A 15243-nucleotide genomic window follows, 5' to 3' on the forward strand; every position below is an offset into this window, starting at 1 on the left:
GGAACGGCTTGAACGCGCCATCGGAAGAAGCCGCCGAACACTGAAACGAATTCGGCAACCAGGCGCGTGCGGGGTCGGGCAGAGAAGGGAGACCGCATGCCGGTAGAACCATCCGCGACGGCTGGCGCAGGGAAGACCGCGTCCAGCCGGACCATGATTTCCGTCGACCGTGTGACCAAGAGCTTCGGCAGCGGCAATCACCTTGTGACCGCCCTGGACGACGTCTCGGTCAAAATCCGCGAGAACGAATTCTTCACGCTGCTGGGCCCGTCGGGCTGCGGCAAGACGACATTGCTGCGATTGATCGCCGGGTTCGAGCTTCCGACCAGCGGACAAATCCTGCTGGACGGAGAAGAGATCGGACACCTGCCGCCCTACAAGCGACCGGTCAATACCGTGTTCCAGAATTACGCACTGTTCCCCCATATGACCGTGGCCCAGAATATCGGCTTCGGGTTGGAGATGCAGGGCAAGCCGAAGGCCGACGTCGACCAGACGGTCCAGAAAATGCTGGCCATGGTGCGGATGGAGCATCTTGCCGGCCGCCGCACGGATCAACTTTCCGGCGGCCAGCAGCAACGCGTCGCCCTGGCCCGCGCCCTGGCACCGCATCCGAAAGTGCTGTTGCTGGACGAACCACTGTCCGCGCTGGACCTCAAACTGCGCAAGGAAATGCAGATTGAACTGAAGCGCCTGCAATCCGAAACGGGGATCACCTTCGTCTTCGTGACCCACGATCAGGAAGAGGCGCTGACCATGTCCGATCGGATCGCGGTCATGGATACCGGCCATATCCTGCAGGTCGGCGACCCCAAGGAAATCTACGACCGGCCGGCCCGCCGCTTCGTCGCCGACTTCATTGGCGACATCAATATCCTGAATGCCGAAATGACCGCGGTGAAGGGTGAAGTCGGCGAGGTGAAGCTGGCTTCGGGCGCGACCATCACGGCACGTCTGTCATCGGCCAGCGTCCAACCGGGATCCGTCAGCATTGCGATCCGGCCAGAGAATGTCGGCCTGTGCGGTGTCGAGGATGCGGCGCGCACCGCGATCGGCACGATCGAAAACGCGGTCTATTTCGGATCGGGCACCAACACCCATATTGCGTTGGACGGCGGCGGCACCATCGTCGCCCGCAATTCCGGCGAAACCGGCGCACCGGGCGAGCGCGTCGGCGTCATCCTGCCGGACCGTCACCTTCAAGTCCTGATCGACTGATGGCCGAGATCGCCGACACCGGGCTGTCCGACAATCGCTTGGCGGACGCCAAGCGGTTGCATGAGGCACGCGCAACACGGACCCGCCGCTTCCTTCTGTCCCCCGCCATCCTGACCATCGGCATTGTCGGCCTGTTTCCGCTGACCATCACGATGATCTATTCGGTGCTGTCGCCCGGCACCTATGGCGGCGTGACCTGGGAACTGTCGGGGGAAGCCTATATCCAGTTCCTGTTCGAACGGGACATTTTTGACGACACGCTGACCTTCTCCGGGTCTTACTTGCAGATCTACGGCCGTTCGATCGGATTGGCATTCGTCACCACGATCGGTGCACTGCTGATCGGGTTTCCGACGGCCTATTTCATCGCCAGCAAGCCGCGCGAGCAACGGAATCTGTGGCTGTTCCTGATCACCCTGCCCTTCTGGACCAATCTTCTGATCCGCACCTATGCAATGCTGCTGATCATCCGGGACGAGGGGATTATCAACCTGAGCCTGATGGGGATCGGCATCGTCGAACAGCCTGTCAGCATTCTCTATACCGACACCGCCGTCTTCATGGGGCTGATCTATTCCTATCTGCCCTTCATGGTCCTGCCGCTCTATGCGTCGCTGGAGAAGTTGGATTTCCGGCTGGTTGAGGCTGCCTACGACCTCTACGCCAACCGATTCCAGGTTCTTCGCCGTGTCATCATTCCAATGGCGAAGCCGGGGATCGTCGCGGGCTGCATCCTGGTCTTCATTCCCGGCCTCGGCGCCTATATCACGCCGGAGCTGCTGGGCGGCGGCAAGCATCTGATGATCGGCAACCTGATCGCCTTGCAATTCGGCAGCTCGCGCAACTGGCCCTTCGGGTCTGCGGCGGCCCTGATCCTGATGGCCGTCGTGATGGTCGCGCTACTGGTTTACATCCGGAATGCCGGCAAGGAGGGTGCGCGCCATGGCTGATACGACCGCGCCGCTGCCGGCTGCCCCGAAACGCCGGCGCCCGATGGCGGATTTGAAGAAGCAGCCCGGTTTCGACCAGGTCGCCTGGGGCTGCATCTTCATCCTCTACGCGCCGATCATCGTATTGGTCGCCTTCTCGTTCAACGACAACCGTTCCGTCGTGCTGTGGACCGAGTTCAGTTTCCGCTGGTATGTCGAAGCCTTCGGCAATGAAGGAATCCGCAAGGCGACAATCGTGTCGTTGGAGGTGGCTGCCGTCGCGACAGTGTTCTCGACGATCTTCGCCACCATGGCGGCGCTGGCGACGACTCGGACCCAGCCCTTCAAGGGCCAGACCTTGGCCTATGCGATCATCAACCAGCCGCTGATGATCCCGGAAATCGTGACGGCTGTGTCGACCCTGGCCTTTTTCTCGCTGATCAAGCAACTGACCGGCGTGAACGGGATCGGTTATTTGATGCTGGCCCATACGGTGTTCTGCATTCCCTTCGCCTATATGCCCATCCGGGCACGGCTGGAGGACATGAACCTGACGATGGAACAGGCCGCGGCAGACCTCTACGCCCCGCCGCTGCAGGTCTTCCGGCGGGTGACCCTGCCGTTGTTGATGCCCGGCATCGTCGCCGGCGCCATGCTGGCCTTCGTGGTCTCTCTGGACGACGTCATCATCACCCTGCTGGTGGCGGGACCCGGCGAGACGACCCTGCCGATCTACATCCTGGGCCAGATCCGCCGAGGTATCACGCCCGAGATCAACGCTGTATCGACCCTGCTGTTGGGATTGTCGATCGCGTTCGTAACGCTGTTCTTCCTGTTGGGAAGGCGGCGCAAGTAACTACGGCGTTCAAATGGGGGCCGGCCGTATTGAGCGAAAAGGGACGCCCCCGAAAACAGAGGAGGTAGTGTGATGAAGCGTATGTTGACGGGCCTGACGGCGGTTGCCGCGGTTGGGCTGGCGTGGGCCGGACCGGCCGCCGCCGAAGGCAAACTGAACATCTATAACTGGGGCAACTACACCAACCCCGAACTGATCGAGAAGTTTTCGAAGGAATACGACGTCGAGGTCACGCTCGACGGCTATGATTCCAACGAAACCATGCTCGCCAAAGTCAAGGAAGGCGGCACCGGTTACGACATCGTCGTGCCCGGCGACTACATGATCCAGATCATGATCGGCGAGGGCCTGTTGGCCGAAATCAAGCCGAACGAGATGGAGAATTTCAAGCATATGGACCCGAAATGGGTCGACGTCTGGTGGGATCCGGGCCGGAGCTATTCCGTTCCGTGGCAATGGGGCACAACCTCGTTCACCGTCGACACTGAGGTCTATACCGGGGACATCGACACCCTGGCGCTGTTGTTCGAACCGCCGCCGGAACTGCAGGGCCGGATCAACATGCTCAACGACATGAACGACGTCATCAACGCCGGTCTGCGTTATCTGGGCTATCCGCGATGCAACGGCGACAAGGATCAACTCAAGGAAGTCACCGAACTGCTGCTGAACGCCAAACAGTACTGGCGCACCATGGATTACAGCACGATCGAGAAACTGACCTCCAAAGATGTCGACCTGTCGCAGAACTGGAACGGCGCCGCGATGCGGGCCCGCGCCCAGCGCCCGACGCTGAAATATGCCTATCCGAAAGAAGGCTTCACGGGCTGGATGGACAATGTTGCCGTCCTGTCCGATGCGCCGAACATGGAGAATGCGAAGCTGTTCGTGAACTTCATCATGGCACCGGAAAACGCGGCACTGATTTCGAACTTCGCGCGCTATGCGAACGGGATCAAGGGCAGCGAAGCCTTCATGGACCCGGAAATGCTGGACGCGCCGGAAATCAACATGCCGGCCGATGCGCCGACGCCGGATTTCGTGAAGCCGTGCCCGCAGGAAACGGTCGATCTGTACAACAAGATTTGGACGCGCCTGAAGCAGTAAGCGTGTCGTAACCGGAAACGGGGCGGGCCTGACGGCCCGTCCCGGCCGGGCCTTCCCGGCGACTTCTATCAGGACGGATTTTCAGAGATGGCGATCACGAACACCACGTTGCCCAGTCACCGGCCCCGAACGGCACGGGAATTGGGGACCATGCGTGGCTTTCCGCCGCCTCCGGAAAAGCGTCCGACCATGGAAAACTGGGACCTGCCGCCGTTCAATCGCTGGTCCTTTCAGAATGTCCGCAGCCTGATCCCGACCGTCGACGTACCACGCGGGTCCGGTGCGGCGTCAGAACTGACAGCGGATCATCAACCCGTGGGCCAGGTCCGTTACCGGGCGGTCGACGGGGCGACGAAAACCTTCGCCGACTGCCTGACCGAAACCTATACGGACGGCATTCTGATCTGCCATCATGGCCGGGTCGTGATGGAGCAGTATTTCAACGACATGACCACCGCGACACTGCATCTGTCGCAATCGGTTTCCAAGTCCATCACCGGAGCCCTGGCCGGGATCCTGCACGGCGAGGGCAAGCTGGATCTGGACGCGCCCTTGCGTGACCGAGTGCCTGAATTGCGGTTTTGCGGCTATGCCGACGCGACCCTCAACCAGGTTCTGGACATGCAATCGGGTGTCCGCTTCGTGGAAGATTACGGCGAACCCTATTCCGACATGACGCGGATCGACATCGCCGCCGGCTGGCGACCGCCTCGCCCGGGTGAAGCCGCTTCGACAATCCGGGACGTCATATTGACCCTGCCCCAGGAGCGCCCCCACGGAGGCGACTTCAGCTACCGGTCGATCGAAACCGATGTACTGGCCTGGGTACTGGAACGCGAGGCCGGCAGCGCGCTGGCCAACCTGCTGAGCGACCGCGTCTGGTCACGCCTGGGCATGGACCGCGACGCTTACTTCACCGTGGATTCCGCCGGCACCGCACTGGCGGATGGCGGCTTCAATGCGACGCTGCGCGACTATGCGCGGTTCGGGCTGATGATGCTGAACGGCGGCCGCCATGACGGGGTGCAGATCGTTCCGCAAAGCTGGGTAGACACCTGCCGGACCGGCGACCCGGCGAAATTCAACGCACCCTATGACCTGGTTTCGCCAAACGGCGCATACCGGCGGATGTGGTGGATCCACGATGTCGACCGGGGCGACTACATGGCACGCGGGGTCTTTGGGCAGTTGATCTATGTCGATCCGGAGGCCGATTTCCTGGCGGTCAAACTGTCCACCTGGCCGGACTATCTGATCCCCAATTTCACCGTGGACACGCTGAACGCGCTGATCGCCGTTCGGAACGCCCTGGCGGACTGACCGGCCGGGACTATTTCGCGAAAAGGTCCTTATAGCGGTCGCGCAGGACGTTCTTTTGCACCTTGCCCATCGTGTTGCGCGGCAATTCGTCGACCACGAACAGGGCCTTGGGCTGCTTGAAGCGGGCGATCCGCGACCGGATCGATTCCGCGACCGCGTCGGTATCCAGATCGCCCGCAGATACCAGAACGCCGACCACGCCTTCGCCGAAATCGGGGTGGGGCACGCCGATCACTGCGGATTCCTTCACCCCTGCCTGTTCGTCCAACAGCAGTTCGATTTCCTTTGGATAGATATTGTACCCGCCGGAAATGATCAGGTCCTTCGACCGGCCGACAATGTGGACGTACCCGTCCTCATCGACCTTGCCGAGATCGCCTGTCTTGAAGAATCCGTCCTCACGGAAATCCTCCGCGGTCTTTTCCGGCATCTGCCAATAGCCGACAAAGACATTGGGGCCGCGCACCTCGATTCCCCCGATCTCGCCCTGGGCGACCGCCGCGCCGGTATCCGGATCGGCAATCCGCAGTTCGACCTGCGGCAACGGGAAACCGACCGTGCCCGCCCGCCTTTCCCCGTCATAAGGATTGGACGTGTTCATATTGGTTTCGGTCATGCCATAGCGTTCCAGGATGCGGTGTCCGGTCCGCTCCTCGAACTCGATATGGGTTTCCGCCAGAAGCGGTGCGCTGCCCGACACGAACAACCGCATATGGCCGACCAAATCCTTGGTCAATCTGGGATCGTCCAACAGTCTTGTATAGAAGGTCGGAACGCCCATCATCGTGGTTGCCTTCGGCAGGCCCGCGATCATCGCATCGGGATCGAATGCGGGCAGGAAGATCATCTGCGCCCCGGCCAGCAGGCAGACATTGCTGGCCACGAACAATCCATGCGTATGGAAGATCGGCAGGGCGTGCAGCAGAACGTCGTCCTCGGTGAAGCGCCAATAGCCGACCAGGGATTGGGCGTTCGACAGCAGGTTCTCCTGGGTCAGCATCGCCCCCTTGGACCGTCCGGTCGTGCCGGATGTATAAAGGAACGCCGCCAGATCCGACGACTGCCGGTCGCGGGTTTCGAACCGGTCCGACACCAGCGCCGCCAAGCCGGGAAGACTGCCCCCGCCCGATCCGTCCAATGTCAGCAAGCGTGCGCCGTGTCGCTCGGCGACCGGGGTCAGGGCCGCCTCGTTCTTCGGGTCGCAGATGACCACGCCCGGGGTCGCGTCGCCGACGAAATAGTCGACCTCGTCCGCCGTATAGGCCGTATTCAGCGGCAGGAAGACGATCCCGGCCTTCACGCAGGCCGCATAGACGGCCAACGCTTCCGGCGACTTGGCGATCTGAACCGCAATCCGATCCCCCGGTTTGACGCCCGCGTCGGTGAAGACATTGGCAAAACGGGCGGCGCAAATCAGGAATTCCCGAAACCGCCATTGGCTGCCATCGGCCAGTTCCAGAAAGACGCGATCACTGTCCAGATGCGGACGGAACAGGGCGTCGAAAAGCGGGTTCGCCATGATTGCGGACCTCCGTCAGATCGCCGGCCCCAGCACCGCTTCCGGCAATCCGGTGGCGAGCCAGGGGAAAACACACAGGATGACGATCGCCACGACCATGCACAGGACATAGGGCAGCGACCCTTTCAGGATCGTCTTCAGCGGAATGTCGGGGGCGATCCCGTTGATGACATACAAATTCAATCCAACAGGCGGGGAAATAAGACCGATTTCCATATTGATCGTCAGGATCACTGCGAACCAATACGGATCGAACCCGGCCGACACGACAATCGGCAGCAGGATCGGCGCGGCCATCAGGATCACCGCGACCGGCGGCAGGAAGAAGCCGGCGATCAGCAGGAAGATGTTGATGCACAGCATCAGCAGCCAGGGATTGACGTCCAGTGTCCCGATCCATTGTGCAATGGATTGGGTGATGAAGAGGCTGGACAGCATGTAGGAGAAGACGCCCGCCGCCGCGATGATGAACAGGATCATCACGCTTTCGCGCGTCGAGTCGCGCAGGACGACCCACAGCGCCTTGGCGTTCCACAGGCGGTAGATGACGATGGCCACACCCAGGCACAGCAGCGCGCCGACGGCGGCAGTTTCGGACGGCGTCGCATAGCCGCCATACATCGCAATCAACACACCCAGGATGATCGCCAGGAAGGGAACGACCCGCGGCAGGATTTCCAGCTTCTGACGCATCGTGAACCGCGTCGGGATCAATGTCTTTGCGTCGCCATGGCGCCAGGTGTCGAACAGCGACCACGCCATGAAGAGACCGACCAGCAGGATGCCCGGCACGACACCGGCCAGGAACAGGCGTCCGATCGAGGTTTCGGTCGCGATACCGTAAACGATCATCGTCACCGAGGGCGGAATCAGAATGCCCAACGTCCCGCCGGCCGCAATCGATCCGGCGGCGACACCGTCCGGAAAGCCGCGCTTGCGCATTTCCGGTATGCCCATCTTGCCGATGGCGGCGCAGGTCGCCGGGGAAGAGCCGGACATCGCCGCGAACAGTGCGCAAGCACCTAGGTTGGAAATGACGAGGCCGCCGGGAACCCGTGTCAGCCAGCGGTCCAGCGCCTCATAGAGATCAGCGCCGGCCCGCGTCGATGCGATGGACGCGCCCATGATGATGAACATCGGAATGGACAGCAGCGCGAAGTTATCCAGCTTCCCGAACAGGATTTCGGGCATCAGTTCCAGCGAGCGAACGCCGTCGAAAACCAAGATGAAGAAGGCCGCGACGATCAGCAATCCGTTGGCGACGGAAACACCGGAAAACAGGACGGCGATGGTGACGATGGCGACCAGAACGCCAAGCAGAAGCGGATCCATCAGTTATGCTCCGACAGGCCGTAGCGGCGGTCTATATCCGCGGCGACGGCATAGAAGTCCGCGATCAGTTGCAGAAGGTACAGCCCGAAGCCGATCGGCACGGTGGCGTAGGGAATCCAGAGGCGCACGCCCCAGACAGTGTCCGACCGCCAGTTCCGACTGAAGGCCTCGTACCACATGTGAAAGCCATAGAAGACCAGGATCCCGATCACCACGATGGCCGCGAGAATGGTCGCAAGGATCAGGACCTTGCGCGGACCGGGCGGCAGCATCATCGGCAGCAGATCGACATTCACATGCCCGCGCAGCCGCTGAACGTAGGGCAGACCCAACAAGGTCGCGGCGACCATCATGTAGACCACGGCCTCGGTCTGCCAGATCGTACTCTGCCCCAGAACGCCCCGCACAAAGATCATTTCGCAGGTCACGCCCACCGACAGCACGATCAGGAAGGCGGACACCCAGCCGCAGATCGTGGACAGGGCGGCGATTACCAGCAGTATGAAATTGTCGCCGGTCGGCGCGGCATTAGGGCCGTGCGAAGCCGGGCCTTTCGAAGAGGACATGGTTCTCTTCCTTTTTCGGTCGGAGGCGCGGGAACAGGGGTTCCGGAAATCAGGCGGCGGCGATCGGACCGGGACGAAGCCCGGTCCGATGCAAGTTACCGCAGGCTCATTCCACGGCGAGTGCCATGTCGAGCAGCTTCTGACCGTCTTCGACGGATTCGACGAAGCTCTTGTAGGACGAGGCCTTGGCCAGATCGCGCCAGGCGTTGAACTCTTCCTGGGTCATCTTGGCGATCTCGACACCGGCCTTTTCGAAGACCTCAACGGACGCGGCGTCTTCCTTCTTCGCCTCGTCCAGATAATAGGCTTCGGCCTTCTTGGCGGCCGCGTCCAGCGCCGCACGCTGGGCGTCGTTCAGCGACTCATAGGTCGACTTGTTCATCAGCAGCGGCTGATACATGAACCACAGCGCGACATCGCCGGCCGGCGTATAGCACTTCACCTGTTCATAGATGCGGTAGGACACGAAGGACGACGAAGACGTGTTCACGGCCTGCAGCACGCCGGTCTGCATCGCGTTGTAGATTTCCGACGACGCCATGGAGGCGATCGAGGCACCGGCGGCCGCCAGCATCTCTTCGAAGGCCTTGCCTGCGGCGCGGGTCTGAAGCCCGGCAACGTCTTCCGGCTTGGTGATGCAGCGGTCGACGCCGACGAAGCCGCCGGCCAGATAGCCATGGACCAGGACCATCACATCGTCCTCGGCCATGATCTTCTGAATTTCGTCCATGAACGGGCTGTAGTTCAGCCGCGCCGCATGGTCGTGGTTTTTCACCAGGCCGGGCATCAGGGTCAGGTTATATTCCGGACGCTCGCCGCCGGCATAAGACAGCGGCAGGACAGTCATATCGAGCTGACCGCGGGACAGCGGGCGGTACTGTTCACGCGCCTTGAACAGCGAGCCGGAAGCAAAAATCTTGATTTCCAGATCGACATTGGCGGCCGCGACCTCGTCCGCGACGATCTGCGCGACCTGGTGGCGGACGTCGGACGTCGACCATTGATGGGACAGGCGCAGTTCGGCAGCGGACGCCGACCCGGCGAGACCGGCAGTCAGAGCAACGGCCGCGACGGCGGCACTGAACTTGAATTTCATGTCTACCTCCCAGTAGAGATTTGTCGTTTTCGGACGGTGGATCCGTCGGTCCGGCTCTTCGTCCGGTCGCCACGAAGGTACCGCGCGTGTGTTCAAAGTCAAACAGATTGTATACAAGACATTCATTGTCGCATGCGCCGGCTGGTGGTAGTCTGGTGTCATGAGTGGAAGAACCGCCGACACGCTTCGGGAATCCCTGGAGCAAATGATCCTTTCGGGAGAATTCGAGGATGGGGAACGTCTCGACGAAACCCGCCTTTCCGCCCGGCTGGGCGTGTCGCGTACCCCGCTTCGCGAATCCTTCCAGATGCTGGCGGCGACCGGCCTTGTGGAACTGATCCCCCGGCGCGGCGCCTTTGTCCGGCAGCCGGACGTGGTTCAGATGTTCGAGATGTTCGAGGTCATGGCCGAATTGGAGGCGATGTGCGGGCGCCTCGCCGCGCGCCTGTGTTCCGAGGACGATCTGCGCCGCATGCACGACGCGGCCGACGATTGCGACCGAGCGCTGGAACTGGGCGACGCCGATGTCTATTACCGCGCCAACGAGGTTTTCCACAACGCACTGTATCAGGCCAGCGGCAACAGTTTCCTGGCTGGGGAAGCATCACGCCTGCACAAAAGACTGCAGCCGTTCCGCCGCATGCAGCTTCGCGTGCGGGGCCGGCTGAAACAGTCGATGGACGAGCACCGGGATATTCTGACCGCGATCGAAGCCGCCGACGAGGACCGAGCCGCCCAGGCCCTGCGCTCCCACATCGCCATTCAGGGCAAGAAGTTCAACGATCTGATGGCCAGCTACAGCAAGGGCCCGGCGAAACTGGCCAGTTGATCGCCCGACACCGCGTAAAAATATTGACTAGTCAGCCGACGGATTTCGGATAAACATCCGTTTTCATATGGAACGGGGACGAAACGACCGCGCGGCGCATTGCTGCGCGGCGGCATTGTGTGGGGCCCCAACCGATTGAAAGCGCTATAGAATGACCCCATTGAAGCAAGTCGGTCTGATGGTCCTGGTCGCCGGTCTGGGGCTGGGCGGCTATTATGGCTGGCAGCATTATGCGGCGGAATCGCAAGCCGCGACCCAGCCGAACCAGCGGCCCGAGGAACGGCCGGTACCAGTCGACCTCGCCACAGCGGAAATGCGGGATCTAAGCACGACGGTCGAGGCCGTGGGCTCGACACGCGCCCTGCGCTCCGTTGCGATCACGCCTCTGGCGGCCGGGAGGATCACGGCGATGAGCTTCGAGGCAGGACAGCAAGTTGCCGCCGGGACCGTCCTATTCCGGCTGGATGACGATATCCAACGCGCCGATCTGGCCGAAGCGGAAGCCCGGGTGACCGACGCCGCCAGCCGCCTGAAACGCGCCGAAACGCTGCAGAAATCCAAGACCGTGACCGAAGCGACGGTCGACCAGATCACCGCCGAGTTGAACATCGCCCGGGCGGATCGCGACCGCGCGGCGCGCAGGCTGCGCGACCGGACGGTCAGCGCGCCCTTCGACGGGATCGTCGGCTTCACCGATACGGCCCTGGGCGCCCGGGTGGAAGTCGGGGACGTCGTCACCATGCTGGACGATCTGTCCCAGGTCGAAATCGAATTCTCGCTGCCGGAATCCTTCTTCGCGCGCATCCGTGCGGGCATGAAGATCGTCGCCGACGCCGCCGCCTTTCCCGGCCGCCGCTTCGACGGCACGATCACATCGATCGACAGCCGGATCGAACCGGTTTCGCGGTCCTTCGCCGCTCGCGCCGTGATCGACAATCCGGACGGCACCCTGCCCGCCGGGATGTTCATGCATATCGAAGTCGTCCTGGAATCGACGCCCGGTCTCGCGATTCCGGAAGCCGCCCTGGTGGTGGAAGGCAGCCGCGCCTACGTCTTCGTCGTCACCGTCGATGGCGAGGCGCAGCGGGTCGAGCAGCGCGATGTCCAGATCGGACGCCGCACTTTCGGTCTTGTCGAAATCCGCGACGGGCTGACAGAGGGCGATTCCGTGGTGACACGCGGTGTCCAGAAGGTGCGCAGCGGAACCCTGATCCGCGGCAAGGTTACCCGCGCGGATGGCGACAAGGACGCCACCGCCAGTTCCTAACCGGCCGCTGCCGGCGCGCGCCTGTTGCCGTGCCGGCCGGCCCCTTTAAGGGCGAACGCGCATCATGACGCTGTCCGATCTGTCCATCCGCCGGCCGGTTCTGGCCATTGTCGCCAGCCTGCTGATCGTCACTGCGGGTATCGCCGCCCTGACCGGCGTGCCGGTCCGGGAACTGCCCGATGTCGACACCGCCGTCGTCACAGTCACGACGCTCTATACAGGCGCGTCACCGCAGATCGTCGATACCGATATTACGGAAATCGTCGAAAGCTCCGTTGCCGGGATATCGGGCGTCAAATCCATCGCATCCGAAAGCCGCCGCGGCCGCAGCCAGACGGTGATCGAGTTCGAAGTCGGCCGGAACATTGATGAGGCGGCGAACGATGTTCGCGACGCGGTCGGCCGGGTCCGTGCCAATCTGCCGGAAAGCGCCGAAGAGCCGAGCGTGGTAAAGAATGACAGCAACGCCGATCCGGTCATGCGTATCGCCGTGTCCTCCGACCGGCATTCGCCGGAGGAAATCACCGACTATGTCGAGCGCTTCGTCATCGACCGCCTGTCGACCCTGGACGGCGTCGCCAGCGTCGATATCCGGGGCGAGCGCCGTTATGCCATCCGCATCTGGCTCGACCGCCGGGCGCTGGCCGCACGCAATCTGACGGTCGGCGATATCGAGGCCGCGATCCAGCGGAACAATGTCGAACTGCCCGCCGGTGAGATCAAATCGCTGGACCGGCTTCTGGATATCCGCCTGGACGGTCGACTGTCCACCGTCGAGGGATTCCGCGACATCGTGATTGCCGAAATCGGCGGCTATCCCGTTCGTCTGGGCGATGTCGCCACCGTCGAACGCGGCGTCGAGGATGACGAGACCATCGTGCGCGCCAATGGTGCGCCGGCGGTCGGCCTTCAGGTCATCCGGCAGAGCCAGGCCAACACGATGGAGATTTCGGAAGCGATCCGCACGGAGGTCGCCGCGATGACCCCGACCCTGCCCGAGGGTATGAAGATCATCATCGGGTCGGACGACGCCCTGTTTATCGCCGCGTCGATCCGCGAAGTTCTCATCGCGCTGGGCATCTCGCTGGTCCTCGTCATCATGGTGATCCTGCTGTTCCTGCGGTCCGTTCGCACGACGCTGGTTCCGGCGGTCACCATTCCGGTCGCGCTGATCGGGTGCATGGCGCTGATCGCCCTGTTCGGATTTTCAATCAACGTCCTGACACTGCTCGCCCTGCTCTTGGCGATCGGCCTTGTCGTCGACGATGCCATTGTCGTCCTGGAAAACATCAAGCGGCGGGTGGACGAGGGTGAATCGCCGCTGGTTGCCGCCGTCCTCGGCACCCGTCAGGTCACCTTCGCGGTGCTTGCCACCTCGATCACGCTGATCGCCGTCTTTGTCCCGATTTCCTTCCTGGGCGGGCAGGTCGGCCGCCTGTTCAGCGAATTCGGCCTGGTCATGGCCGCGGCGGTGGCAATCTCCACCTTTGTCGCCCTCAGCCTCTGTCCGATGATCGCGTCGAGGATTCTATCCCCATCCCGGCGCAAGAAGGGTGCGGCGGCGGATGGCGACTCGGCCATGGCGCAATCCTGGATCGGCCGCGTCTATCGCGGCTTGTTGACCCAGGCCATCGGTGCGCCGCTGATCGTCATCGTCTTTTCGGCCCTGTTCGTCGGTGGGGCGGTCACCCTTTATACCGATCTGCCCCAGGAATTGGCACCGCGCGAAGACCGCGGCGTCGCCTTCGTGCCGCTGACCGCACCACAGGGCTCGACCGTCGCCTATACCGACGCCCAGGCGCGTCAAATTGAAGACGCGCTGGCCCCGCAGGTCGAAAACGGCAATATCCAGACCGTCTACTCCCTGGTCGGATGGGGTTCGCGCCCCTATCGCGCCTTTGTGGTCATGCGCCTCGCCCCCTGGGAGGAACGGGAGGCCACGCAGGCCGATATCGTCCGCGCCGTTCAACCCGCGGCACGCAGCCTGCCCGGCGCCCGTGCCGCCGTTGCCAGCCCGGCCGGCCTGGGCCTGCGCGGCAACTCCACCCCATTGCGCATTGTCGTCGGCGGGCCCGATTTCGAACGTGTCAAGGAATGGGCCGCGGCGCTGCTGGAACATGCCGAGGCGAATGAGGGCCTGTTGAATCCCGAGGTCGATTTCGAACAGAACCAACCGCAGCTCAATTTGACCCTGGACCGCATCCGCGCCAACGATTTGGGTATCAGCGCGGAAGAAGTGGCCTCGACGTTGCAGGTCATGTTCGCGTCCCGCGAAGTGACGACCTATGTCGACCGCGGGCGGGAATATCCGGTCATCGCCCAAGCCCGGGCGGAGGACCGCCGCGCCCCGACGGATCTGGACAATGTCGTCGTGCGCAGCGGCGCACAAGGCGCCCCCGGCAATGCACTCGTTCCGCTCGGCGCCCTGGTCAGTGCCCAGGAACAGGCCGCGGCCGCCGAACTGCGCCGCTTCGACCGCCTGCCATCGATCACCATTCAGGCTGGCCTGGCCCCGGAATACACATTGGGTGACGCGATTGCCTATATGGAGGAAGGCGCGGCTCGCATTCTGCCGGAAGGCGCGAAACTGGGTTATGCCGGGCAATCGGCAACCTTCAAGGAGACGTCGGACAATGTCTCGCTGACCTTCGCGATCGCACTGTTGATCGTCTTCCTGGTACTCGCCGCACAGTTCGAAAGCTTCGTTCATCCGCTTGCGATCATGCTGTCGGTGCCGCTGGCGCTCGCCGGCGCGATCTATTCGCTGTATCTCGCGGGTCTGTCGCTGAACGTATACAGCCAGATCGGCATCATCCTGCTGATCGGATTGATGGCGAAGAACGGCATCCTGATCGTCGAATTCGCAAACCAATTGCGCGACGAAGGCGCCAGCGTCCGGGACGCGGTGATCGAAGCATCGGTAATGCGCTTCCGCCCCATCGTCATGACGGTCATATCGACCGTTCTGGGCGCGGTGCCGCTTGTCATCGCCTCCGGTGCCGGGGCCGAAAGCCGCATCGCGATCGGTTGGGTCATTGTCGGCGGTCTGGGCTCGGCCCTGGTGCTGACCCTGTTCCTGACGCCGGTCCTCTACGATCTCCTAGCCGGCCTGTCCAAGCCCCGCTCGGCGGTCGAGAAGGAGTTGGACGCCCAACTGGCCGGCACGGCGCAACCCCTTGCCGCCAGGGCGGAAGCCGATTAGAC

General features: G+C 62.6%; 12 protein-coding genes. 8 read left to right on the plus strand and 4 right to left on the minus strand.

Annotated elements, in window-relative coordinates:
- Nucleotides 1-96: 96 nt before the first annotated feature.
- The 5 genes from ACO06O_RS12155 to ACO06O_RS12175 all read left to right on the plus strand — a co-directional run bounded on the left by ACO06O_RS12155 (nucleotide 97) and on the right by ACO06O_RS12175 (nucleotide 5430).
- On the plus strand, nucleotides 97-1218 hold the full coding sequence (locus ACO06O_RS12155; RefSeq protein WP_421880087.1) for an ABC transporter ATP-binding protein: 1122 nt from the start codon (nucleotides 97-99) through the stop codon (nucleotides 1216-1218).
- Complete coding sequence (locus ACO06O_RS12160; protein WP_421880089.1) at nucleotides 1218-2168, plus strand: ABC transporter permease; 951 nt, start codon at nucleotides 1218-1220, stop codon at nucleotides 2166-2168. The genes ACO06O_RS12155 and ACO06O_RS12160 overlap by 1 nt, the downstream gene beginning before the upstream one ends.
- Entirely contained in the window at nucleotides 2161-3003 is an 843-nt protein-coding gene (locus ACO06O_RS12165; protein ID WP_421880091.1) for an ABC transporter permease, read from the plus strand. The genes ACO06O_RS12160 and ACO06O_RS12165 overlap by 8 nt, the downstream gene beginning before the upstream one ends.
- Before the next feature lie 72 nt (nucleotides 3004-3075).
- Nucleotides 3076-4110, plus strand: a complete 1035-nt coding sequence (locus ACO06O_RS12170) for an extracellular solute-binding protein (protein WP_420419987.1) — start codon at nucleotides 3076-3078, stop codon at nucleotides 4108-4110.
- 87 nt (nucleotides 4111-4197) lie between these two features.
- The gene (locus ACO06O_RS12175; RefSeq protein ID WP_421880093.1) at nucleotides 4198-5430 is read left to right on the plus strand and encodes a serine hydrolase domain-containing protein; all 1233 of its coding nucleotides are present in this window, start codon (nucleotides 4198-4200) and stop codon (nucleotides 5428-5430) included.
- A gap of 10 nt (nucleotides 5431-5440) precedes the next feature.
- On the opposite strand, the gene ACO06O_RS12180 is transcribed toward ACO06O_RS12175, so the two are convergent.
- From ACO06O_RS12180 to dctP, 4 genes are all read right to left on the minus strand, one after another.
- Nucleotides 5441-6949, minus strand: coding sequence for a malonate--CoA ligase (locus tag ACO06O_RS12180; protein WP_421880095.1), 1509 nt, complete (start codon nucleotides 6947-6949; stop codon nucleotides 5441-5443).
- 15 nt (nucleotides 6950-6964) lie between these two features.
- A complete protein-coding gene (locus ACO06O_RS12185; protein WP_421880097.1) occupies nucleotides 6965-8281 on the minus strand; it encodes a TRAP transporter large permease in 1317 nt (438 codons plus the stop codon).
- The gene (locus tag ACO06O_RS12190; protein WP_421880099.1) at nucleotides 8281-8847 is read right to left on the minus strand and encodes a TRAP transporter small permease subunit; all 567 of its coding nucleotides are present in this window, start codon (nucleotides 8845-8847) and stop codon (nucleotides 8281-8283) included. Before ACO06O_RS12190 ends, ACO06O_RS12185 begins: the two co-directional genes overlap by 1 nt.
- Before the next feature lie 106 nt (nucleotides 8848-8953).
- Complete coding sequence (gene dctP, locus ACO06O_RS12195; protein ID WP_421880101.1) at nucleotides 8954-9943, minus strand: TRAP transporter substrate-binding protein DctP; 990 nt, start codon at nucleotides 9941-9943, stop codon at nucleotides 8954-8956.
- Between the two features lie 160 nt (nucleotides 9944-10103).
- On the opposite strand from dctP, the gene ACO06O_RS12200 reads away from it, so the two are divergent.
- From ACO06O_RS12200 to ACO06O_RS12210, 3 genes are all read left to right on the plus strand, one after another.
- A complete protein-coding gene (locus ACO06O_RS12200) occupies nucleotides 10104-10772 on the plus strand; it encodes a GntR family transcriptional regulator (protein WP_421880103.1) in 669 nt (222 codons plus the stop codon).
- Nucleotides 10773-10923: 151 nt separating this feature from the next.
- The gene (locus tag ACO06O_RS12205; RefSeq protein ID WP_421880105.1) at nucleotides 10924-12039 is read left to right on the plus strand and encodes an efflux RND transporter periplasmic adaptor subunit; all 1116 of its coding nucleotides are present in this window, start codon (nucleotides 10924-10926) and stop codon (nucleotides 12037-12039) included.
- 64 nt (nucleotides 12040-12103) lie between these two features.
- Entirely contained in the window at nucleotides 12104-15241 is a 3138-nt protein-coding gene (locus tag ACO06O_RS12210; protein ID WP_421880107.1) for an efflux RND transporter permease subunit, read from the plus strand.
- Nucleotides 15242-15243 lie beyond the last annotated feature (2 nt).

It is taken from the genome of Pacificispira sp., from assembly GCF_965228185.1.
In the GTDB taxonomy this organism is placed as follows: Bacteria; Pseudomonadota; Alphaproteobacteria; order UBA8366; family Aestuariispiraceae; genus Pacificispira.

Coding starts and splice junctions, on each gene's coding strand:
- ACO06O_RS12155 (WP_421880087.1), top strand. CDS start 97: ATGCCGGTAGAACCATCCGCGACGGCTGGCGCAGGGAAGACCGCGTCC.
- ACO06O_RS12160 (WP_421880089.1), top strand. CDS start 1,218: ATGGCCGAGATCGCCGACACCGGGCTGTCCGACAATCGCTTGGCGGAC.
- ACO06O_RS12165 (WP_421880091.1), top strand. CDS start 2,161: ATGGCTGATACGACCGCGCCGCTGCCGGCTGCCCCGAAACGCCGGCGC.
- ACO06O_RS12170 (WP_420419987.1), top strand. CDS start 3,076: ATGAAGCGTATGTTGACGGGCCTGACGGCGGTTGCCGCGGTTGGGCTG.
- ACO06O_RS12175 (WP_421880093.1), top strand. CDS start 4,198: ATGGCGATCACGAACACCACGTTGCCCAGTCACCGGCCCCGAACGGCA.
- ACO06O_RS12180 (WP_421880095.1), bottom strand. CDS start 6,949: ATGGCGAACCCGCTTTTCGACGCCCTGTTCCGTCCGCATCTGGACAGT.
- ACO06O_RS12185 (WP_421880097.1), bottom strand. CDS start 8,281: ATGGATCCGCTTCTGCTTGGCGTTCTGGTCGCCATCGTCACCATCGCC.
- ACO06O_RS12190 (WP_421880099.1), bottom strand. CDS start 8,847: ATGTCCTCTTCGAAAGGCCCGGCTTCGCACGGCCCTAATGCCGCGCCG.
- dctP (WP_421880101.1), bottom strand. CDS start 9,943: ATGAAATTCAAGTTCAGTGCCGCCGTCGCGGCCGTTGCTCTGACTGCC.
- ACO06O_RS12200 (WP_421880103.1), top strand. CDS start 10,104: ATGAGTGGAAGAACCGCCGACACGCTTCGGGAATCCCTGGAGCAAATG.
- ACO06O_RS12205 (WP_421880105.1), top strand. CDS start 10,924: ATGACCCCATTGAAGCAAGTCGGTCTGATGGTCCTGGTCGCCGGTCTG.
- ACO06O_RS12210 (WP_421880107.1), top strand. CDS start 12,104: ATGACGCTGTCCGATCTGTCCATCCGCCGGCCGGTTCTGGCCATTGTC.